The 20,990-nt window shown below is 70.0% G+C and carries 20 protein-coding genes and 1 pseudogene; 9 read left to right on the top strand and 12 right to left on the bottom strand.

Annotated features, from left to right (window positions below; translation table 11 throughout):
* The 4 genes and pseudogenes from IBL26_RS16510 to IBL26_RS16495 form a co-directional block, all read right to left on the bottom strand.
* Window positions 1–457 (bottom strand): annotated as a pseudogene (locus tag IBL26_RS16510) (hypothetical protein); the annotation flags it as partial.
* The gene (locus IBL26_RS16505; protein WP_206684245.1) at window positions 454–3,078 is read right to left on the bottom strand and encodes a response regulator; all 2,625 of its coding nucleotides are present in this window, start codon (window positions 3,076–3,078) and stop codon (window positions 454–456) included. The gene IBL26_RS16505 and the pseudogene IBL26_RS16510, both read right to left, overlap by 4 nt.
* 117 nt (window positions 3,079–3,195) lie before the next feature.
* On the bottom strand, window positions 3,196–3,510 hold the full coding sequence (locus IBL26_RS16500) for a cupin domain-containing protein (protein ID WP_187785603.1): 315 nt from the start codon (window positions 3,508–3,510) through the stop codon (window positions 3,196–3,198).
* A gap of 12 nt (window positions 3,511–3,522) precedes the next feature.
* On the bottom strand, window positions 3,523–4,038 hold the full coding sequence (locus IBL26_RS16495) for a YcgN family cysteine cluster protein (protein ID WP_187785602.1): 516 nt from the start codon (window positions 4,036–4,038) through the stop codon (window positions 3,523–3,525).
* A 63-nt stretch (window positions 4,039–4,101) separates the two neighbouring features.
* On the opposite strand from IBL26_RS16495, the gene IBL26_RS16490 reads away from it, so the two are divergent.
* Together IBL26_RS16490 and IBL26_RS16485 are read left to right on the top strand one after the other, a co-directional pair.
* Window positions 4,102–4,572: an MmcB family DNA repair protein gene (locus tag IBL26_RS16490; protein ID WP_187785601.1), complete on the top strand. Its 471-nt coding sequence runs from the start codon at window positions 4,102–4,104 to the stop codon at window positions 4,570–4,572.
* 279 nt (window positions 4,573–4,851) lie between these two features.
* The gene (locus IBL26_RS16485) at window positions 4,852–5,913 is read left to right on the top strand and encodes an aspartate-semialdehyde dehydrogenase (RefSeq protein WP_187785600.1); all 1,062 of its coding nucleotides are present in this window, start codon (window positions 4,852–4,854) and stop codon (window positions 5,911–5,913) included.
* Window positions 5,914–6,241: 328 nt separating this feature from the next.
* On the opposite strand, the gene IBL26_RS16480 is transcribed toward IBL26_RS16485, so the two are convergent.
* The 3 genes from IBL26_RS16480 to mgtE all read right to left on the bottom strand — a co-directional run bounded on the left by IBL26_RS16480 (window position 6,242) and on the right by mgtE (window position 9,023).
* Complete coding sequence (locus IBL26_RS16480; RefSeq protein WP_187785599.1) at window positions 6,242–6,997, bottom strand: sulfite exporter TauE/SafE family protein; 756 nt, start codon at window positions 6,995–6,997, stop codon at window positions 6,242–6,244.
* A gap of 179 nt (window positions 6,998–7,176) precedes the next feature.
* Window positions 7,177–7,491, bottom strand: coding sequence for a tautomerase family protein (locus IBL26_RS25950; protein ID WP_367615450.1), 315 nt, complete (start codon window positions 7,489–7,491; stop codon window positions 7,177–7,179).
* Between the two features lie 161 nt (window positions 7,492–7,652).
* Window positions 7,653–9,023: a magnesium transporter gene (mgtE, locus tag IBL26_RS16470; RefSeq protein ID WP_187785597.1), complete on the bottom strand. Its 1,371-nt coding sequence runs from the start codon at window positions 9,021–9,023 to the stop codon at window positions 7,653–7,655.
* A gap of 335 nt (window positions 9,024–9,358) precedes the next feature.
* Between mgtE and IBL26_RS16465 the strand changes: the two genes are divergently transcribed.
* Window positions 9,359–9,805: a hypothetical protein gene (locus IBL26_RS16465; RefSeq protein WP_187785596.1), complete on the top strand. Its 447-nt coding sequence runs from the start codon at window positions 9,359–9,361 to the stop codon at window positions 9,803–9,805.
* A 295-nt stretch (window positions 9,806–10,100) separates the two neighbouring features.
* Here the strand turns inward: IBL26_RS16465 and dgt are convergent, their stop codons facing one another.
* From dgt to IBL26_RS16445, 4 genes are all read right to left on the bottom strand, one after another.
* A complete protein-coding gene (gene dgt, locus IBL26_RS16460; RefSeq protein WP_241749464.1) occupies window positions 10,101–11,420 on the bottom strand; it encodes a dGTP triphosphohydrolase in 1,320 nt (439 codons plus the stop codon).
* Window positions 11,420–12,940 carry a D-glycero-beta-D-manno-heptose-7-phosphate kinase gene (gene rfaE1, locus IBL26_RS16455; RefSeq protein WP_241749463.1) on the bottom strand — a complete coding sequence of 507 codons (1,521 nt, stop codon included), beginning with the start codon at window positions 12,938–12,940 and terminating at the stop codon, window positions 11,420–11,422. The genes dgt and rfaE1 overlap by 1 nt, the downstream gene beginning before the upstream one ends.
* 82 nt (window positions 12,941–13,022) lie before the next feature.
* The gene (locus IBL26_RS16450) at window positions 13,023–13,727 is read right to left on the bottom strand and encodes a metallophosphoesterase family protein (RefSeq protein WP_241749462.1); all 705 of its coding nucleotides are present in this window, start codon (window positions 13,725–13,727) and stop codon (window positions 13,023–13,025) included.
* Between the two features lie 75 nt (window positions 13,728–13,802).
* On the bottom strand, window positions 13,803–14,123 hold the full coding sequence (locus tag IBL26_RS16445; RefSeq protein WP_187785595.1) for a hypothetical protein: 321 nt from the start codon (window positions 14,121–14,123) through the stop codon (window positions 13,803–13,805).
* A 116-nt stretch (window positions 14,124–14,239) separates the two neighbouring features.
* Here IBL26_RS16445 and IBL26_RS16440 point away from each other — a divergent pair, with 116 nt between their 5' ends.
* A complete protein-coding gene (locus IBL26_RS16440; protein WP_187785594.1) occupies window positions 14,240–14,869 on the top strand; it encodes a histidine phosphatase family protein in 630 nt (209 codons plus the stop codon).
* 228 nt (window positions 14,870–15,097) lie between these two features.
* A complete protein-coding gene (locus IBL26_RS16435) occupies window positions 15,098–15,916 on the top strand; it encodes a lipid-binding SYLF domain-containing protein (RefSeq protein ID WP_187785593.1) in 819 nt (272 codons plus the stop codon).
* 389 nt (window positions 15,917–16,305) lie between these two features.
* Here the strand turns inward: IBL26_RS16435 and IBL26_RS16430 are convergent, their stop codons facing one another.
* On the bottom strand, window positions 16,306–17,169 hold the full coding sequence (locus IBL26_RS16430; RefSeq protein ID WP_187785592.1) for an NUDIX hydrolase: 864 nt from the start codon (window positions 17,167–17,169) through the stop codon (window positions 16,306–16,308).
* 123 nt (window positions 17,170–17,292) lie between these two features.
* On the opposite strand from IBL26_RS16430, the gene IBL26_RS16425 reads away from it, so the two are divergent.
* The 4 genes from IBL26_RS16425 to IBL26_RS16410 all read left to right on the top strand — a co-directional run bounded on the left by IBL26_RS16425 (window position 17,293) and on the right by IBL26_RS16410 (window position 20,931).
* Window positions 17,293–19,188 (top strand): ABCB family ABC transporter ATP-binding protein/permease, encoded by a 1,896-nt coding sequence (locus IBL26_RS16425; RefSeq protein ID WP_187785591.1) that lies wholly within the window; start codon window positions 17,293–17,295, stop codon window positions 19,186–19,188.
* 91 nt (window positions 19,189–19,279) lie between these two features.
* A complete protein-coding gene (locus IBL26_RS16420; RefSeq protein WP_187785590.1) occupies window positions 19,280–19,546 on the top strand; it encodes a hypothetical protein in 267 nt (88 codons plus the stop codon).
* Window positions 19,547–19,666: 120 nt separating this feature from the next.
* Window positions 19,667–19,978 (top strand): 50S ribosomal protein L28, encoded by a 312-nt coding sequence (rpmB, locus tag IBL26_RS16415; protein WP_187785589.1) that lies wholly within the window; start codon window positions 19,667–19,669, stop codon window positions 19,976–19,978.
* Window positions 19,979–20,130: 152 nt separating this feature from the next.
* A complete protein-coding gene (locus IBL26_RS16410; protein WP_187785588.1) occupies window positions 20,131–20,931 on the top strand; it encodes a sensor histidine kinase in 801 nt (266 codons plus the stop codon).
* Window positions 20,932–20,990 lie beyond the last annotated feature (59 nt).

The following is a 20,990-nucleotide window of genomic DNA, read 5'->3' as shown; positions in this document are numbered from 1 at the left end:
GGCTGGCGCGGGTGCCGATGCGCCGGCCGGCCTCCGCCCGCAGCAGCGCCAGGGCGCGGCGCGGCAGCTGGCGGCGCGCCCCGGTGATGACCACCTCGCCCTCCGCTAGGAAGCTCTCGCCCAGCACGTCCGGCTCGTGGCGGATGGCGTGCGGCACGTCGCCCAGCCGCACCACCGCGCCATCCTCCAGCACCAGGGCCGGGGCCAGGGCACCCAGGCGCTGGCTGGCCCAGGCGGCATTGGTCTGCAACAGCGCCACGCCCAGCCGGCGCGGCACGCGGGGCGGCAACGTCACCACCACCACACCCCGCACCGGGTCGATCCGCAGCGAGATGCGGCGCGCGCGGGGGGAGGGGCGCCAGACCACCGGGCACAACCAGCGGCCCAGCAGCACGTCCTCGGCCGCGCGTTCCCGGGCCGGGGCGGCAGCCGCCTCCGCCGGGGCGGCCGGCTTCATCCCCGCTGGGCCACGAAGCGGCGCAGGGCGGCATCGAGCTGCGCGATGCTGTAGGGCTTGTTGACGAACAGGGCGTCCGGCGCCGCCTGCCGGGCGTCGTCCCGCGCGCCGAAGCCGCTGGCGAAGATCACCCCCAGCCGCGGTCGCGTCGCCAGCGCCTGCCGTGCCAGATCGATGCCGGAGACGCCGGGCAGGCCAATATCGGTGAACAGCAGGTCGAATTCGCCGCGTTCCAGCTCCTTCAACGCGCCGCGCCCGTCGCGTGCCGTGGTGACCCGGCAGCCCAGGCCGGCCAGCATGTCCTCCGTGTCCATCAGGATCATCGGGTCGTCCTCCACCAACAGGACACGGAGGGCGGCTGGCACGTCTTTCATGGGCTCCTCGGCCGGCAGGCGGTTCACGGGCGGTGGTGCCAGGGGCGTGGCCGCGCGCGGCGCGGCCTCCCTGGCGGGCCCGACCCGGGACAGCGGGGGCGGGGCGGCAGGTGGCGGCGACGCGGCGGCCGGCCGGTTGTTCAAGGTGTGGCGGATCTTCCGCGCGAGGTCCTCGCGCCGGTACGGCTTGCTCAGCAGGTTCACGCCCGGGTCCAATCGGCCGCCATGCACGATGGCGTTCTCGGTATAGCCGGAAGTGAACAGCACCCCCACGCCGGGGATCAGCGCCTGCACCTGCCGCGCCAGGTCCGGCGCCCGCACCGGGCCGGGCATCACCACGTCGGTGAACAGCAGGTCGATGGCGATGCCGGCCCGCGCCAGCGTCAGCGCGCTCTGCCCGTCCGAGGCCCGCAGCACCGTGTAGCCGAGGTCCTTCAACAGATCGACCGTGGTGGCCTGCACCACCGGGTCGTCCTCCACCACCAGGATGGTCTCGGTGCCGCTCTCCACCGGCGCGGCGGAGATGGCGGGGAGGATCTCCTCCGCCTCGTGCGTGCGCGGCAGGTAGATGCGGATCGTCGTGCCCTGGCCGGGCTCGCTGTAGATCTTGATGTGGCCCTGGCTCTGCTTGACGAAGCCATAGACCATGGAGAGGCCGAGGCCGCTGCCCTGGCCGTCCCGCTTGGTGGTGAAGAACGGCTCGAAGGCGCGCTCCAGCACCTCCGGCGCCATGCCGCTGCCGGTGTCGGACACCGCGAGCATCACGTACTGCCCCGGCTCCACGTCGTGCTGCCGGGCGTAGTGGTCGTCCAGCATGGCGTTGCCGGCCTCGATGGTCAGCCGGCCGGTGCCGTCCATGGCATCGCGCGCATTCACCGCCAGGTTGAGGAGGGCGTTCTGTACCTGGTCCGGGTCGGTCAGGGTGTTCCACAAGCCGCCGGCGATCACCGTCTCCACGTCGATCGCCTCGCCCAGGGCGCGGCGCAGCAGCTCGTCCATCTCCCGTACCATGCGGCCCAGATGGATCGCGCGCGGTTCCAGCGGCTGGCGGCGGGCGAAGGCCAGCAACTGCGCCGCCAGCTTGGCGCCGCGGTCCACGGCGCCGAGGGAGGCCGCCAGGCGGCGCATGTCCTCGGCATCGTGCAGCCGGCGCTGAAGCAGCTGCAGATTGCCGCTGAGAATCTGCAGCAGGTTGTTGAAGTCGTGCGCCACGCCGCCGGTCAGCTGGCCGATGGCCTCCATCTTCTGGCTCTGGCGCAGGGCGCTCTCGGTCCGGCGGCGCTGCTCCTCGCTCTCCTCCAGCGCCCGGGTACGCTCCCGCACCATGTCCTCCAGGTGCAGGCGGTAGCGCTCCAGCTCCTGCGTCGCCCGCTTGCCCTCGGTCACGTCGCTGCCGATGACGAAGATGCCGGAGACGCTGCCATCCGGCTCCATGATCGGCTGGTAGACGAAATCCAGCGCCAGGCTGGTCATCGTCTCTCCGTCCTCGCCCAGCAGCGTCACCTCCAGGCCGCTGGCGCGATAGGCGGTGCCGGAGGTGTAGACGTCGTCCAGCAGCTCGTAGATACCCTGGCCCACCAGCTCCGGCAGTGCGTCCCGCACCGGGCGGCCGAGAATGTCGCGTCGGCCGGTCAGCCGCATGTAGGATTCGTTGGCGATCTCGAACACATGGTCCTCGCCGCGCAGGAAGGCGGCGAACACGCCGGCCTGTTCCAGCAGCCGGCGCAGGTGCTCGCGCTCCGCGTGCAGCAATTCCTTTTCCTGCTGCACCTCGGCGGCGCGGCGGAAGATGCTGCCCTCCACCCGGTCCTGCCCGGCCCGCTGGCGCAGCGTCTGCAGCTCCGTCACGTCGTCGGTCTGCTGCAGGATCATCGAGACCTGGCCATCCGCATCCAGGATGGGGGTGTGGCTGGCGCTCCAGTAGCGGTCCTCGAACACCGTGCCGTCCGGCGTCTCGTGCGGGATGGCGTAGCGGATCAGCGCCAGCACGTCCTGCGTCCTGGAGCGCAGCACGGCATTCAGCGAGTTCCGCAGCTGTTGGATGCCGGTGCCATCCGGGTCGTGCGGCCCGCCGGGGAAGGCATCGAACACGTAACGGCCGATGATGTCGTCCCGCGTGCGCTGGGTGGCGTGCAGATACGCCTCGTTCACCCAGAGGATGACGAAGTCCGGGCTGAGCAGCATGTACGGGTGCGGCGCGACGGCCAGCAGGGCTTCGAAGTCAGCGGTCGCAACGGCGGCGGGCACAGCAAGTCCTTCGGTCAGGCGGCAAGGCGGCAGCGTGCAGGCACGCAGGATGACAGGTGCTTACGGCGGGAACGTGGCGCTGCCGCGCCTGTCCAACGGCCAGGCAGCGCCCGCGTTTCAGCCCGGGCGCGACTTCAGCTCGATCTCGATGAAGCTGAACGGCGCGTCGCCGGCATTGACCACGTTGTGCTCGGCACCCGGCGGGCGCTCATAGGACACGCCGGGGGAGAGGGTGGCGGTCATGGTGTCGCCGCCCGGCAGCTCGATCACCATGCTGCCGGCATGCAGCGGCACCACCACATACGCGAAGCCGTGGCGGTGCCAGCCGGTCTCGCCCCCCACCGGGAAGTCCCACCGCATCACGCGCATGTCCTCGGTGTCGATCTGCACGGTCCCGGTGGCGGGGGGGCGGCAGCGCAGTGGCTCGTTCATCGGCTCTCCTTCTCAGCTTCCCTTACGGGGCGTCGGCACCGGCAAGCCTGCCAGCCGAGGCCGCGCTGCGGAAGGGGGGGAGGGCCATTCGCCTGGCCAATCTGCGATGTGGTCTTCCAGATCGCGTGCCTGCCGCTCCGGCACCGCGCCGCCGCGGACCGAGGCGCCGGAGCTGTGCACCGTCTCCGCATCGCCCGACACCAGCGGGTGCCACCAGGGCAGGTCCTGCCCCTCCGCCACCAGCCGGTAGGCGCAGGAAGGCGGCAGCCAGTCGATCGTCGCCACCTTCTTCGGCGTCAGCTTCACGCAATCCGGCACATGGTCCCGCCGGTTGGGGTAGTCCTTGCACTGGCAGGACTGGGTATCCAGCAGCCGGCAGGCCACCGTGGTCCAGACCAGCTCCTCCGTCTCCTCATCCCGCAGCTTGTGCAGGCAGCAGCGGCCGCAGCCATCGCAGAGGCTTTCCCATTCGCCCCGGCTCATCTGCTTGAGGGTCTTGGTCTTCCAGAAGGGGGGAGCATCGCTCATGCGGCGCTGCTTACTCCCATTCGGCCTTGACCTGCGAGGGAACAGAGTGCGAACTAAGCCGCCATGTCAGACCTGCTACCCCCTGAACGCACGCTGCGCGTCTGCCGCGCCGCGTCCCGCCTCTGCGCGCGGCTGGGCTGGACGGCCATCCCGGAGGTGCCGCTGCCCACCGGCCGCCGGCTGGACCTGCTGGCCCTGGATGGCGATGGCTGCTTCACCGCGATCGAGGTGAAATCCTGCGCGCGGGACTTCCAGACGGACGCCAAATGGTGGGAGTACCGCGAATGGTGCGACCGCTTGTACTTCGCGGTCGACCTCGACTTCCCCCAGGCGCTGATCCCCGAGGATGTCGGCCTGATCGTCGCCGATGACGGGGAGGCCGCGATCCTCCGCCACCCGGCCGAGCACAAGCTGGCCCCCGCCCGCCGCCGGTCCCTGCTGCTGCGCTACGCCCGGCTGGGCGCCGCCCGGCTGCAGTTCCTGTCCGACCCCGCCGGGGCCGCCGAGATGCGGGCCGCGCTGCGGGTGGAATAAAGCCGCTTCCGCCAAGCGATCCCAGGCGGGCTGTCCCAGGAACGTTGCCCCGGGAAAGCTGCAATGGCAGTTGACGGCCGGGCCGTTCCTGCCTCATCCTGCTCTCATGTTCGCGATGACGACCATTAAGCGCATTACCAAGACGACCGCTCCGGCGGGGCGTCCTTTGGTGTGTGCGCGGTGATCGACGCGGCATAAAGCACCAAAGGCCCCGCCGGAGACGGACGGGGCCCGCGCAAACAGCGCCCCCGTCTCTCCGGTCCCACACGGAAGAGACACATGCTGACCCTCGAAGATCCCGCCGACGCGCAGTTCCGCCTGGTTGAGGCCAAGGCCCCCGTCGTTGCCATCGTCGGCGCCACCGGCGCCGTGGGCGTGGAGCTGCTGCGCTGCCTGGAAAGCCGCGGCTTCCCGCTGGGCGGGCTGAAGCTGCTGGCCTCCCCCCGCTCCGCCGGCAAGACGCTGGACTTCAAGGGCGAGCCCGTCACCATCGAGGCGCTGACCGAGGAGAGCTTCGCCGGCGTCGACATCGCCCTGTTCTCCGCCGGCTCCGGCATCTCCAAGCGCTACGCCGCCGCCGCCGTGAAGGCGGGCGCGGTGGTGGTGGATAATTCCTCCGCCTTCCGCATGGACGCGGACGTGCCGCTGGTGGTGCCGGAAGTGAACGCGGCCTCACTGGCTGGGCATCGCGGCGTCATCGCCAACCCCAACTGCGTCGCCGCCATCGCCACCGTGGCCCTGGCGCCGTTGCACCGCGCCTACCCGATCCGCCGCCTGACGGCCGCCACCTATCAGGCAGCCTCCGGCGCCGGCGCCGCCGCAATGGAAGAACTGCGCGAATCCACCGCCGCCTACCTGCGCGGCGAGAGCTTCGAGCCCAAGGTGCTGCCGCACCCCTACGCCTTCAACCTGTTCAGCCACAACGCCGACATGGACGAGGAGACCGGCTACAATGGCGAGGAAACCAAGGTCGTCGCGGAGACCCGCCGCATCCTCGGCACGCCGGAACTGCCGATCGGCATCACCTGCATCCGCGTGCCGGTGCTGCGCGCCCACGCCATGGCGCTGACGGTGGAATTCGACGAAGTCGTCACGGTCGAGGAAGCCCGCACCATCCTGGGCAACGCCCCCGGCCTGCGCCTGGTGGACAACCGTGCCGCCAACTACTTCCCCATGCCGTCCGATGCCTCCGGCCAGGATGACGTGCTGGTCGGCCGCATCCGCCAGGATATCGGCGACCCCTCCGGCAAGTCCCTGGCGCTGTTCGTCGCCGGCGACCAGCTGCTGAAGGGCGCGGCCCTGAACGCGGTGCAGATCGCGGAACTGCTGCTGAAGCGCTGAGGGACAAGGGAGGGGGCTTTCCTCCCTGGTTCGTCCTGGCCTGGAAGGGTTTGGACGGAAGAAGGCTAGGGAATGAATTCCCCAGACCCTTTCTTTTTTCTTCGAGTTGGCGATCCGCTTGAGCACTGAGAGCGGGCGCTGCTTGATGATTTTAAATATCAGGCCGCGCGGGTTGAACCCTCAGTCGCCGGAGGTCCAGGACCTCCGGCGCACCCAGCCGTCTTCCAAGACCGTGCCCTCAGCAGCCCCACCCGAAAAACTCGCAGAAAGAAAAGAAGGGGTCCGGGGAATTCTTTCCCCGGTCTTCACCGTCCCCTGCCTCACCTAATCACCGAAGCCCATCCCACACTGGCAGCCCCAGCAGTGCCGCCAGGGCGATCAGCACGAAGCACGCCCGGCGGAAGCTGGCTTCGCTGGCCAGCCCGAACAGCTTGCTGCCGCCCCACACGCCCAGCGCGTAGGTCGGCGCCACCAGCAGCGCCAGCAGCACGACGCCGAGGTCCAGCAGCCCGCCTATCAAGTAGGTGGTGGCGCTGATGGCGCCGCTGGCGGCGAAGAACAGCACGATGTTGGCGCGCACCTGCGCCATGGGAATGGCGCCGCCCAGCCAGTAGGCCACCACTGGCGGCCCACCCATCTGCGACGCGCCCGAGCAGAAGCCGGACACGGCGCCGACGCCGAGCGAGAGCGGCAGTGCCGGGCGCCCGTGGTAGCGCCAGCCGGAGGCCAGCAGTGCCAGCATGGCCACCACCAGCACGCACATGCCCCATCGCAGCGCGGTGGGGTCCAGCCGCAGCAGCAGCAGCGTGCCGATAGGGGTGCCGACCAAGGCGCCGGCGGCCAGGGCCGCCACTTCGCCACGCGCGGCCCGGCGCCAGGCGGGCGGTACCAGGGGCAGGGTGGTCAGGTTGTCCACCAGCACCAGCAGTGGCGCCGCCACGCGCGGCCCCAGCGCGGCACTGGCCAGCGGGATGAAGATCAACGCGGCACCGAAGCCGGAGAAGCCGCGTGCGAGCCCGGCGAGCAGCGCGGCGGCGATGGCCGCCAGCACCGCTGGCAATGGCGGCAGGTCAGGAATGGTCATGGCGGTATCCGCCAGCGTGGCGCCTGCCAGGCCGGATGGGCGAGAGCGGAGGGGGCGGCATGGTCATGGCGCGGCCGGCGCGGGCCGTGCTTGCAGGCAATGCCCAGGGCACGCGCGCCCCGCCTTTCGGCGATGGCGGCGCGGCTCCCGGGCGCGCGGGCATCATCCCGCGCGGCGCATCATCGGTCGCTGAACAGCACGCCGCCCTTGGCCTTGGAATCCTTGGGGGATTCGACGATCTGCACGGTCACGGACTCGGCCGGGACCTGGAAGTTCTTGACCATCGCGTCCGTCAGGTCGCGGGCCAGGCCGCGCTTCTGTTCCACCGTGCGGCCTGCTGCCGCGAAGACCATGATTTCTGGCATGTCTGTGCCCTTTCCGAGACGTGTCCCGGCAGCATTCCAGAATTGCCGCGCCCGGTCGCGCGATTCCTTCGCGGCGTCCCTGGCCTCGTGGGTCGGAGTGCCAGGCGTGGGCGGCCGCTCAGGCGTGATGGCTGCAGGTGGACAGATCAGAAGCCCGAATCACGCGGTCAAACCAAGCGTCGAACTCCGGGAGCAGGTCTCCATCGGGTGAAATCACCCGATGGAGTGGCGATGCTCTTCAAAGCGGCAAGACAGAGAAGTGGCAGTGGACGGTGCGAACGGAAAACGGTCTAGAGAAGCGTGCCGCTCAGCACCAGCAGCGCCACGCTGAAGTAGATGACCAACCCGGTGACATCGACCAGCGTCGCCACGAAGGGGGCGGAGGCGCTGGCCGGGTCGAAGCCCAGCCGTTTCAGTGCGAAGGGCAGCATCGACCCCGCCATCGAGCCGAACAGCACGATGCCGACAAGCCCTAGCCCGACCGTCAGCGCGATCAGGAACCAGTGCTCGCCATAGTCGTAGAAGCCCAGCTGCTGCCAGGCGGCGATGCGCAGCATGCCCATGCCGCCGAGGATGGCACCCAGTGTCAGCCCCGTCGGCAATTCCCGCAGCATCACCCGCCACCAGTCCCGCAACCGCACCTGCCCCAGCGCCAGGGCGCGGATGAGCAGCGACGTGGCCTGGGAGCCGGAATTGCCGCCGGAACTCATGATCAACGGGATGAACAGCGTCAGCACGATCGCCTTCTCCAGCTCCGCCTCGAAATGCTGCATGGCGCTGGCGGTCAGCATCTCGCTGACGAACAGGACGCACAGCCAGCCGGCGCGCTTGCGCAGCATCTCCAGGAAGCCGATGCGCAGGTAGGGCTTGTCCACCGCCTCCATGCCACCGAAGCGGTGCGTATCCTCGGTCCCCTGGTCGACGATGGCGTCGATCACGTCATCGACGGTGACGATGCCCAGCAATTGCTGGCGCGCATCCACCACCGGCACCGCCAGCAGGTCATGCCGCGCGAACAGCCGTGCCACGTCGGTGCGGTCCGTCTCGGCCGAGACCGTCACTGGCTCCCGCGCCAGGGCCAGGTCCATCACCTTCTGCTCCGGCTCGCCGGTGATCAGGCGGCGGAGCGAGATGGTGCGCACCAGCGCCCGGGTGGCGGGGTCCAGCAAATAGAGTGCGTAGATGGTCTCCCGCGTCCGCTCCACTTCGCGGATATGGCGCAGCGCCTCCGCCACCGTGACGGTGGTGGGCAGGGCCACGAACTCGGTGGTCATCAGGCTGCCAGCGCTGTGCTCCGGGTAAGCCAACAGGCGGCGCAGCGTGCCGGCGGGCTCCGGCTCCAGCGGCGCCAGCAGCAGCGCCTGGGCGCCGCGGTCCAGCACCCGCAGCACGTCGGCCGCCCGGTCGGCCGACATCTCCCGTAGGATATGCGCGCTGGCAGCACCAGGCAGGGAGACCAGCAACTCGGACGCGCGGTTCAGCTCCGGCCGGTCGAACACCTCCACCGCCTGTTCCGGCGGCAAGGCGGCCAGGGCGGCGGCGGCCTCGTCATCCGGCAGAGTGTTCAGGTACTCGACGAGGTCGGCAACGTGCCCTTTGGCCAGGGTGTGGACCAGCAGGTTTCCATCGGCCGGGAAGGCCGTGGCGAAGAGGTTGTTCATGGCTCACCTGTTGTGTCCGCCGCCGGCGCGGCGCGGTGAGCCGGACCTCGCGATCAGGCTCCGGCGACGGCCGGCGTGGACAATCGACTGTGACTGTCGCTTGGACTGTCGCTGGGCATGATTGCGGTTGTTCCTGATTCGCTGCGGCGGCACGGGGCACCCGCGCCGTCGCCAGACCGGCGGCACATGAACCTGCGCGGCGCCCGCGTCAAGCACGCAGTTCCGCCCCCGTCACGGCCCGATGCTGCGCTGCGGCACGCCCATTCGGGCCGCCGGGGTTCACGCGGGCCGCCCCAGCCCCCACCTTGCCGGGGACCCTTTGCTAAGGAAGCGCGATGCATCTGTCCCGACCCCTGTTCCTGCTATGCCTGGCCCTGGCATCCTGCGCCCCGAGCGGCGCTCAGGTGACCGATGCGGCACGACAGCAACTGGTCGGTATGGATGTCAGCGACCTGCAGGCCTGCGCCGGCATCCCCAACCGGACCCAGACTCTGGGCGACGGCACCCGCCTGCTGTCCTACGAGCAGAAGAACGAGAATGTGGGCGGGCTGAACATCAGCCTACCGGTCGTCGGCGGCTTCAGCCTGGCCGGCAGCGGCACCTATTGCCACGTGCTGGTGCGCGTGGCGCAGAACCGCGTCATCGGCCTCAACTACACCGGGGACAACGACGACGTGGGCGGCCAGAACGGCGTATGCGCCCCCATTGTGCGCGGCTGCGTCCGCCAGCCCGTGCCCGCCTACGTGCCGCCGGAACTGACGCCGCAACCTTATGAGCAGTGAGGGGGCCTCCCCTCAGGATGTGCTGGTAAGAAAAGGAAGGCTGGGGAAGGAATTCCCCAGACCCCATCTTCTTTCTGCGAGTTGGCGTGGCGCTGGCCTGAGAGCGGACGCTGCTTGATGATTTTATCAATGGGCCACGCGAGCTGAACCCTCAGTCGCCAGAGGTCCCAGACCTCCGGCGCACCCAGCCGTGTTCCAGACCCAAATCCCTCAACAGCCTACACAGGCAAAACTCGAAAAAAGAAAGAAGGGGTCCCGGGAATTCCTTCCCCGGCCTTCTTCTTCCCCCGCGCCCCTAAAGTCCGCGCAGCCGCGCCGCCAGATTGGCTGCGTAATTATCCGTCATCCCCGCGACGAAATCGACGGCGCAGCGAACGGTCTCGCTGGCGGAGAAGCCGGCGCGCGGGTGGTAGTCCTGCATCAGGGAAAGCGCCTGGCGCGCGCGCAGGGGCAGCCGGGTCATCTCGCCCTTGGCCTGCACGAAGGCGACGCAGGCTTCCAGGAACACGCCCAGCGTCTTCTCCAGCACGTCGCGCGCGCCGATCTCGAACTGTACCTTGCGCGGGTGCAGGTACAGCTTTTCGGCATTGGCGCGGCTGAGTGCACGGAAGGGCTCCGCCAGCTCCGGCACGCAGAGGTCGACCAGGCTGCCGCGCGGCAGCTCGCCCCGCAGCAGGGGGCCGGCATGGGCCAGGAAGGCGTCGCGCGTCGCGCCGATCATCCGCCCGGCGGCGGCGGAGCGCAGCAGCGCCAGCTTCTGCGGCACGCCGTCCTCATCCGCGATGCGCTGGTCGGCCAGCCCGGTCAGCGGCTTCACCAGCGCCTCGTAATCGGCGTAGGGGACGATCTCCAGCTCCACCGCGTCCTCGAGGTCGGCGAGGCCGTAGGTGATGTCGTCCGCCGCTTCCATCAGCCAGACGGCCGGGTGGCGGGGCAGGGGGCCTTCCAGCCCGCACTCGGCGCGCACGGTCTCGAACCCCGCCCGCTCTGTCTCGAAGCGGTTGAACTTGGCGCCGGGCACGCCGTGCTTCTCGGCGCGCGGGTCAGTGGCGCCCCAGGGATACTTGATGAAGGCGCCCAGGCTGGCGAAGGTCAGCTTCAGCCCACCGCGCTCCCGGTAGCCGTCCGAGCGGGTGAGGATGCGGAAGCCCTGCGCGTTGCCGTCAAAGAAGCGCAGGTCCTCATCCAGCTCCAGCCCGGTGGTGCGGCGGGCCTCTGGCAGCCAGGTCTCCATGAAGGCGGCGATGGCGGCTTCCCCGGCATGGCCGAAGGGCGGGTTGCCGATGTCATGCGCCAGGCAGGCCGCCTGCACGAGGTAGCCGAGATCGTCCGGCGTGCGGCCGGCATTGGCAAGATCCGTGCGCAGCGCGGCCCCGACGCCGAAGCCAATGGAACGGCCGATCGAGGCCACTTCCAGCGTATGCACCAGCCGGTTGCGCACATGCGCGTTGCCGATCATCGGGTGGACCTGCGTCTTCTCCTGCAGGCGCCGGAAGGGGCGGCTGAAGACGATGCGGTCCTGGTCAATCTGGAAGGGGTTGCGGTCGGGGTCGTCGCGCGCCGGGCGGTCGGGGAAGCGCCCCGTGTTGAACAGCGCGCCCCACTCCATGGGCATCAGCCGCGGATGCGGGCGACGGTCGCGGTGGTCGAGTTGCCGGGCAGCAGCTCCGCCAGCTTCACCACGCCGCCCCATTCCTGCACCAGCTCGCCGCCGACCACCTGGTCCACGGCATAGTCGGCGCCCTTCACCAGCACGTCCGGCCGCAGCAGGCGGATGAGTTCGACGGGGGTGTCCTCCTCGAACACCGTCACCAGATCGACGGTGGAGAGGGAGGCCAGCACGGCGGCGCGCGCCGCTTCCTGCTGGATCGGCCGGCTGGGGCCTTTGAGTCGCTTCACGCTGGTATCGGCATTCACGCCGACCACCAGGCGGTCGCACCAGCTGCGCGCCTGCTCCAGCAGATGCACGTGGCCGGGGTGCAGCAAATCGAAACAGCCATTGGTGAAGCCGACGCGCCAGCCGCGCTGGCGCCAGCGCTCCACCTGCTCGGCCGCGCTGGCACGGCGCATCACCTTGCGCAGCGTGCCGCGCTCCGGCGTCAGGGCCTCAAGCAGGTCGTTCTCCCGCGCCACGGCGGTGCCGACCTTGCCGACCACCAGGCCGCCGGCGATGTTCGCCAGCCGCGCGGCCACAGGCAGGGCCAGCCCGCTGGCCATGCCGGCGGCCAGCACGGCCACCACGGTATCGCCGGCGCCTGAGACGTCGTGCACTTCCGGCGCCTCGGCCGGGAAATGGTGCAGGCCGTCGCCATCCAGCAGGGTCATGCCGTCCTCGCTGCGCGTCACCAGCACGGCGCCAAAGCCGTGGGCATCGCGCAGCGCGCGGCAGGCGAGGACGATCTCCTCCTCCGTCTCCACCGGCAGGCCAGTGGCCAGCGCCAGCTCGGCCCGGTTGGGGGTGATGACGTCGGCCCCGGCATAGCGGCCGTAATCCAGCCCCTTGGGGTCCACCACAACGCGGCGCCCGGCGGCGCGCGCGGCGGCGATCAGCCGCGCCGGCACTTCGCCCGCCAGCACGCCCTTGTTGTAGTCCGACAGCACCATGACCGAGGTGGCGGCGACGGTATCGGCCGCGATGCGCACCAGCCGGTCCGCCAGCCGTTCATGGATGGCGCGGGCGATCTCGTGATCGGCCCGCATGATCTGCTGGCCGCTGGCGATGAAGCGGGTCTTGCTGGTGGTGGCGCGGCCACCCTGCACCAGCAGCCAGGGCTCCACGCCCGGCTGGCCGCCGATCAGCCCGGTCAGGTCGCTGCCCGCCTGGTCATCCCCCACCACGGAGAGGAAGGCGACCGCGGCGCCCAGCGCCGTCAGGTTGCGCACCACGTTGCCGGCGCCGCCGGGCATGGCGACCTCGCGCTCCACCGTCAGGATGGGCACGGGCGCTTCGGGGCTGATGCGCTTGATCTGGCCGTAGACGTAGCGGTCCAGCATCGCATCGCCCACCACCAGCACGGAGGCGCGCTTGAGCTGCCGCACCGCCTCGCCCAGATCCGGGCCAGGGGCGACGGGGAAAGGCGGCGTCGTGTGGTCCGCCGGCAGTGCCGGATCGGCTGTGGGCACAGGGCCTTGCATCGCAACGGCCTAGCGCAGCCCAGGCCTGTGGCGCAAGACGCACCCCACGCCGATCTGCCCGGCGGCCGCTTAAAGCCCCGTTTCAGCTCGCCGAAAGGAAGCGCAGCCCGGCATCCTGCAGCACCAGGCAGGTCAGCGGGCCGCCAGCCACCGCGCCGGTATCGATGCCGATCCGATTCGCCCGCACCTGCGGCAGCTGCGCCGGGGTGTGGCCATGCACCACCACCCTGGGCAGTGGCCCGGTCCAGGAGAGGAACGGCTCCCGGATCCAGAGCAGGCTGGATTCCTGCTGCGCCTCCAGCGGCTGGCGCGGGTCGATGCCGGCATGGACGAACAGGTAGTCGCCCGCCTCCCAGGTCAGCTTCATGCCGCGCATCAGCGCCAGGTGCCGCTCCGGCACCCCCTGGGGGTAGCAGCGCTGCGTCGCCAGCCCGCCATTCATCAGCCACAAGGCCAGGGCCTGCCGGGAGGCGCCGGGCGCCACCGCATCCAGCATCATCGCCTCATGGTTGCCGCGCAGCGTGATGGCGGTGGCGCCGGGGATGGGCGGCGGACCGGCCACACGGTCCAGCACCCCGGCACTGTCCGGGCCACGGTCGACGAAATCGCCCAGGTGGATGATGGCGGCCTGCGTGGCGGGCGCGGCCCGCCAATCCGCGGCGATCTGCGCGTGTAGCCGCGCCAGCAGGTCATCCCGGCCATGCACATCGCCGATGGCGTAGACCCTTAGCCCCGAAGGCAGGCGGCCGGGGGCGGGCTGGCTGGGCGGCGCGGCTTGCATCCGCATAATGGAGCAGATTTTTCCTCCGCGCGCACCCGCACCGCCCCGGCTGAGGACGCCGGCACAACGCTGTCCGCAGCCTCAGCCGAACCAGAGCAGGTCCGACAAGGCGATGCCTCCGGTGGCGGGCAGCAGGGACTCGGCCGCGGCATCCCGTTGCCAGAGCTCCTGCGGCGGCAGCACGGACGCCAGGCCGATCGGCGTCCGGGCTTCCAGCTGCAGCGCCGCCGCGATGTCCTCCGCCAGTGCGGAAAGGCCGGATGCCGCCACCGGCTCCCCCGGCCAGTCCGGCCGCATGGTCAGCGCGATCTGCGCCGCCAGCAGCGGCAGGGGTTGGGATGGCTCGGGCGGCCAGGCCGCGGCCGGCGCGGGCTGCAGGGCGGTGAAGGATAGCGATGACATTTTGACACGCTCCACGCCCGTTCTGGGGCCTGCGGAGTATCGGCGGCTTGCTTGAACAAAGAGTGAACTGGCAGCACACCATTTGCCGCCGCCGCCAAAGCGCCTAAACACCCCGCGTGACCGCAACACGCTTTTTCCTGATCCGCCACGCCCTGGTCGAACCTTCCGCCCGGGCCGTGATGTATGGCGACATGGATGTCGCCATCTGTGCGCTGACCATGGCGCAGGACACCGCCAGCTACCGCTGGCTGGCCAGCCGGCTGCCGAGCGGGGCGCGGTGGTTCACCACCCCGCTGTCCCGCACCCAGGCCACGGCGGCCGCCATCTTCGCCGCCGGCTACCCACGGGCCGAGCTGGAGGTGGAGCCCCGCTTTGTCGAGCAGCACCTGGGCGACTGGCAGGGCATCAGCCACGAGGAATTCACCGCCCGGCTGACCGAGCCGCCGCATCCGTTCTGGCCGCACAGCGCCGGCGAGCGGCCGCCGCGTGGCGAGAGCCTGGACGACGTCATCGGCCGCGTCGGCCCGGCGCTGGACGGCATGGCGGAGCAGTTGCCCGGCCAGGATGTCGTCATCATCGCCCATGGCGGCTCCATCCGCGCGGCGGTGGCGCATGCCATGGGGCTGCAGCCGCAGCAGGCCTTCCAGCTCTCGGTCAAGAACCTGTCGCTGACGCGGCTGGAACGCCATGGCACCGACTGGCGCGTCGGCTCGGTCAACGAGGAACCGCCGCTGCCGGCGGCCTAGAGCCTATCCGGGCCAGGCGGCATCGCCTGCCCGGTGAAGAGGCCCTCAAGAACAAGAAGCTGGAGGCTGGCAGAGAGCCTACGCGAAACTGGCGGGCTCCAACCTGCGGCGGCCTTATCGCCGGCCGCCTGTCCCAGCCCAGATGCGACCTTCGCCTCCACGGAAGTTTGCCTTGCGGCCCAGGTGCCGTAAGGTCATTCCTATCCAAAGGCTTGGCGGAGGTTTTTCATGCGGCGCTCCATCTTCCCGAAGGTTAAGGCCTTGTCCCCGGCCCTGGCCCTGGCGGTGCTGTTGCCCGCCTGCGCGGCCACGGCCCAGGGCGAGGAACAGGTGCTGGTGGATCGCGCCACCCTGACGGTGCAGGAAATGCTCTCCGGCTCCGACGGGCCGCAGACCGATGCCGTCGGCCTGCTGCGCCGTGCCCGCGCCGTGATGGTCTGCCCGCGCGTCTTCCGCGCCGGCTTCATCGTCGGCGGCCAGGGCGGTGGCTGCGTGCTGCTGGCGCGGGATGGCGCCGGCTCCTGGTCCTCGCCGGCCTTCTACAGCATGGGTTCCGGCAGCATCGGCTTCCAGATCGGCGTGCAGGACGCGCAGGTCATGATGATGATCCTGACCGACAAGGGCCTCTCCGCCCTCATGGACAGCCAGTTCAAGATCGGCGCCGATGCCTCCATCGCCGTGGCGACGGTCGGCGGCGGCATCGCCGGCTCCACCACCGCGGCGGTGGGCGCCGATATCGTCACGGTGGCGCGCACGCGCGGCCTGTTCGCCGGCGTGGCCTTCGACGGCTCCCTGCTCAGCAGCCGCAGCGAGTCCAACCGCGCCTTCTACGGCCAGGGCTATTCGGCCCGGCAGATCGTCATCGACATGGCGGCGCACAACCCGGGCGCGGACCCGCTCCGCGCCATGCTGATGCGCTTCGGCCCGCCGAACAATCCGCCGGTGGCGGCGACCTCCTCCTCCGGCGCCACCCAGGCCCAGGGCCAGGCGATGCCGACCTACCAGCCCGCCCCGCAGGGCGGCGTGCAGGCAACGCCGCTGAACTGAGCGGCCAAGAAAGGGCCGGGGAAGGCTTCCCCGGCCCTTTTTCCGTTCGAACGGCTATTGCAGGCATCCAGCACCCACGGAAGCCGCCCTGCCATTTTGTGGAGGTCCACCGTGGAAAGTCCGCAAGATCCGGCTTGCAGGCTGATTCATGGCAATTCCCGGACGGACAGGGCCTCATCCCCGCTGGGATGACACCGCAAGCCGAGCATCCCCATCCCGTGTCAGAAGCCGCCTGCGCGCCCCGGGGTTGGTCGCCGCCGCAGCACGGACCACCCTCCGAACGGCATCCTGAACCGCCCGATGGCCCCAAGGCCCGGCAGCAAACGCGCAGGAAAAAGATGGGCCCGGGGAATGCGTTCCCCGGCCTGGACTGCCCTCCGCCCCGGCCGTTACAGCCCGCCGCCCTGGTCCAGCCCCGCGCGCAGGCTGCGGCCTTCCTGGCTGTCCGGGTCGATTAGCCCTTCGCGCAGGAACAGGTCGATCAGCACCAGGTTCACGTTGAACTTCACGCTCTCCGTATCCCGCACCAGCTCCAGCACCCGCTGGGCCGGCCACAGCTCGAAGAATTCCACCTCGTCATCCTGGGGGGAGGGGGTGAAGTCCTCCGGGATATCCAGGTCGAAGACGTGCAGGATATCCCGGCGCAGGCGGCCGTTCTCCTCCAGCATGTTGTAGCTCAGGCGGGCGACGGGGCGGGCGGCGGCCACCATGTCCGGCGGCAGGCCGGCTTCCTCCCCGGCTTCCTTGGTCAGGGTGCCCAGCGCATCCATCCCGGCGGGCGTGCCGCCGGCGACGATGTTGTCCCACTGCCCCGGCGCCACAGCCTTGGTAGGGGAACGGCGGCCCAGCCACAGGTGCAGCCCGTCCGCCCGCCGCACCAGCCCGTTCAGGTGCACGCCCTGCGAGATGATGCCGAAGGCTGGGATGGCGCCACGGTCCAGCCGCGCCAGCACAGCGCCGGCGGCGTTGGCGCGGACGTCGAAGGGCTCGTCCCGGTGCTTGATGTAGCCTTCCCGCGCCATGCCCTTCACCGCGTCGGCCAGCGCGGCGTCGCGCCGCATGATGCCGCGCAGGCTGGTGGCGAGGGAGACGCCCTTGGCATCGAAGTGGAAATGCTGCGGCCGGTAGGCCAGCCAGCGCGCCAGCTCCGGCGGCAGCAGCCCCACCGGCTGGCCGAGGATGTGGAAGGGGATCCGCCCGGCGGGGGAGCCCATGTTGTTACAGGCAGCGATGTGCCGCGCGAAGCCGTCCATGCCCTGGTTCTGGCCTGCCCGGGGCCCGCGGGCAATGGGGGCAGCCCCGCGTGCCGGCCGCATTGTCAGCCAGCGCCGGTACCGCCATGTAACCGGCAACCGACTAATCCGGAGTGCCCCCCTTTGTCTGCCGAGCCCAAAGCCACGCCTGCGCGGGAGCGCGGGCATGCCTCCACCTTAAGAACCCTCGCCCCCTATCTCTGGCCGAAGAACCAGACGGAGCTGCGTGTCCGCGTCGTCATCGCCCTGGTGCTGATGCTGGTGGCGAAGGGCGCCAACGTGCTGGTGCCGATCGTCTATGCCCGTGCGGTCGATGCGCTGACGCCGCAGCAGGGCGTCGCCGCCATCGTCGCGCTCCCGGTGGCGCTGGTGGTGGGCTACGGCCTGCTGCGCGTCGCCTCCTCCTCCTTCGCCGAGTTGCGGGACGCGATCTTCGTCAAGGTGCAGGCGCGGGCGGCGCGCGTCATCGCCCTGCAGGTGTTTCATCACCTGCATGCGCTGAGCCTGCGCTTTCACCTGGACCGGCAGACCGGCGGCCTCTCCCGCGTCATCGAGCGCGGCACGAAGGGCATCAACTTCGTGCTGGACTTCATGTTGTTCAGCATCATCCCGACGCTGCTGGAAGTGCTGCTGGTCGCCTTCATCCTGTGGGGGATGTTCGACTGGACCTTCGCCGTCGCCACACTGCTGACGATCGGCCTCTACATCGCCTTCACCCTGGTGTTCACCGACTGGCGGCTGCGCTTCCGCCGCGCGATGAACGAGATGGACCAGGACGCCAACACCAAGGCCATCGACAGCCTGCTGAACTACGAGACGGTCAAGTATTTCGGCAACGAGAAGCATGAGGAGCGCCGCTACGACGGTTCCCTCGCGCGGTACGAGGGTGCCTATATCCGCTCCGAGGTCACGCTGAACCTGCTGAACATGGGCCAGGCGGCGATCATCGCCGTCGGCCTGACGGTGGTGATGGTGATGGCGGCGCGCGGCGTCATCAGCGGCCGGATGACGGTGGGCGATTTCGTGCTGGTGAACACCTACCTGATCCAGCTCTATCTGCCGCTGAACTTCCTCGGCTTCGTGTACCGGGAGCTGAAGCAGGGCCTGACGGACATGGAGGCCATGTTCACCCTGATGCGGCAGGAGAAGGAGGTGGCCGACGCCCCCGGCGCCATCGCCCTGCCGCCCGGCCCCGGCGCGCTGGAGCTGGACGATATCCGCTTCGGCTACCGGCCGGACCGCACCATCCTGAAGGGCATCTCCGTCAGCATCCCGCCGGGCAAGACGCTGGCCATCGTCGGGCCGACGGGGGCGGGCAAGTCCACCATCTCCCGCCTGCTGTTCCGCTTCTACGACGCGCAGTCGGGCCAGATCCGCATCGACGGCCACGACATCCGGTCCGTGACGCAGGAGAGCCTGCGCCACGCCATCGGCGTCGTGCCGCAGGACACCGTGCTGTTCAACGACACCATCCGCTACAACATCGCCTATGGCCGCCCCGGCGCCTCGGACGCTGAGGTGGAGCAGGCGGCGAAGCTGGCGCAGGTGCATGACTTCGTGCTGCGCCTGCCGGATGGCTACGACACCAAGGTGGGCGAGCGCGGCCTGAAGCTCTCGGGCGGCGAGAAGCAGCGCGTGGCCATCGCCCGCACCATCCTGAAGGACCCGCGCATCCTGATCCTGGACGAGGCCACCAGCGCGCTGGACACCCGTACGGAGCAGGACATCCAGGCGGCGCTGCGCGGCGTCTCGGCCGGGCGGACCACGCTGGTCATCGCCCACCGCCTCTCCACCGTGGTGGAGGCGGACGAGATCATCGTGCTGCAGGATGGCCGCATCGCCGAGCGTGGCAGCCACACCGCCCTGATGGCGGAGGACGGCCTCTATGCCCAGATGTGGCGCCGGCAGTCCGAGGCCGTGGCGGCGGCGGAGGCAGCCGCGGCGGCCCAGGCGGCGGCCATGGCGGCCGGCGTGGCGCCGGACATGCCGACCGGCGCGGTGATGCCCGCCCGCCCGTAACCGGCCGGGAGGATCACGGCAGGGCGCGGGAGGGGTTTCCCCCGCGCCCCGCACTGACTATGTGACCGGTCCGTATCTCTGGAGGCATCGCATGCAACTCGACCCGCAGGGGATGGCCCCCGAGGATTTGAGCCACGCTGGTTCGGTGGTGGACAAGGCCATCGAATACATGATCGAGCAGAAGATCGCCCCGATCTCGGTCGCTTCCGCGTTGCTGGGCGGCGCGCTGGGGCTGATGGCCCGCAGCATGAAGGACCAGGCCATCGCCAATGTGCTCCGCAGTGCTCTGGCCTCGGTCGAATCGGGTGAACTGGACGAATTGCGCCAATCCGCGCCGCCGACGGCGGGGAATGGCTGAGCTTCCTCACCCGAATCCTTGACTCTGGCGGGAGGGCGGGCCATACGCCGCCCTCTGATTTCCACACTGTTAGGCGAGTGGCCATGCGTGCCCAGCCTGCTGCATACAAAGGGTAGTGCCATGGCTCGCCGTTGCGCGATCACCGGTAAGGGCGTCCAGGCTGGCAACAACGTCAGCCACGCCAACAACAAGACCCGTCGTCGCTTCCTGCCGAACCTGCAGGAGACGTCGTTCTTCTCGGACGTGCTGGGCACCTCGATCCAGATCCGCCTGTCCACCAATGGCATCCGCACCATTGAGCATAATGGCGGCCTGGACTCGTTCCTGATCACGACCCCGAACCGCAACCTGCCGGTCGAGGCGCAGGTTCTGAAGCGCCGCATCCAGCGCGCCCAGGCGAAGAAGGCTGCTTCGGCCGCCGCTGCCGCCTAAGCCCGGTCTGACCGGCTGAGTTCGAAAAGGGCGCTTCCCGCAGGGGAGGCGCCCTTTTTCATGGCATCGTCCGTTTCACGTTGTCTTGCGCGTCTCAATGATCGGGGCCGCCCTTAAGCCTTCCTTCATCGCTATCCCACAGCATGAGCAGCATGGAATCGCTGCTGCCGCCATTGCTGCTCGGGGGAGGCCTCCTCACCGCCTGCGCCCTTGTCTCCGCCTCCTTCCTGCTGGAGCGCCGCCAGGTGGAAGCGCGTGCCCGCCAGGCGGAGCAGGAGCTGGAAGCCCGTGGGCGCTACCTGGGCCTGCTGGCGCAGGAGATGCAGGGCCACGGCCTGGCCCTGCTGGGCCATGCCACGGCGCCGGAGCCCCCCGCCGCCAGCAAGCCGGGCACCAGCAAACCTGGCACCCCGGCCCTGGAAGGCCGTGCACGCGCCCTGCTGGGCCTTGCCGCCGATGTCTCCGACCTACTGGCCACCCAGGCCGGGCCACGCGTGCTGCAAGAGGAAGCAACGCTTCTGGGCCCGCTGCTGGACGAGGTGATCGGCCAGATCGCCCAGGCCCTGACGCCCGGCCGCCGCGCCTGGCGCGTGGCGCCGGAACTGCGCACTGTCACCCTGGCCGCCGACCGGCGAGCGCTGCTGGGCGCCCTGCGCCCGGTGATGACCCGCGTCATCCGCAACACGAAGGATGGCGACTCGGTGGAGCTGCGGCTGGTGCGCGCCGATACCAGCGTGGCTATCGTAGTGGAGGACGAAGGCACCGGGCAGACCGCCGAGGATCTCAACGGCCTCTCGGTCGGGCAGGGCACACGCGGCCTTGGCCTGGGGCTGGTCGTGGCGCGGGACCTGCTGCGCGCCCATGGCGGCGACCTGACGCTGGAAGCCGTGCCCGGCATCGGCGCCCGCGCCTGGCTGACCCTGCCGCGGGAACGGCTGGTAGAGGCGGCTTAGCCGGGGCGACCACGCTTCAATCGAACGTTCGGCTCGGATGCAGAGAGTAAGGTCAGGGG

This window comes from Teichococcus aerophilus (assembly GCF_014490485.1).
In the GTDB taxonomy this organism is placed as follows: domain Bacteria; phylum Pseudomonadota; class Alphaproteobacteria; order Acetobacterales; family Acetobacteraceae; genus Pseudoroseomonas; species Pseudoroseomonas aerophila.
The sequence above is the reverse complement of the archived record's forward strand: the minus strand, read 5'-3'. Positions and strand labels throughout refer to the sequence as shown.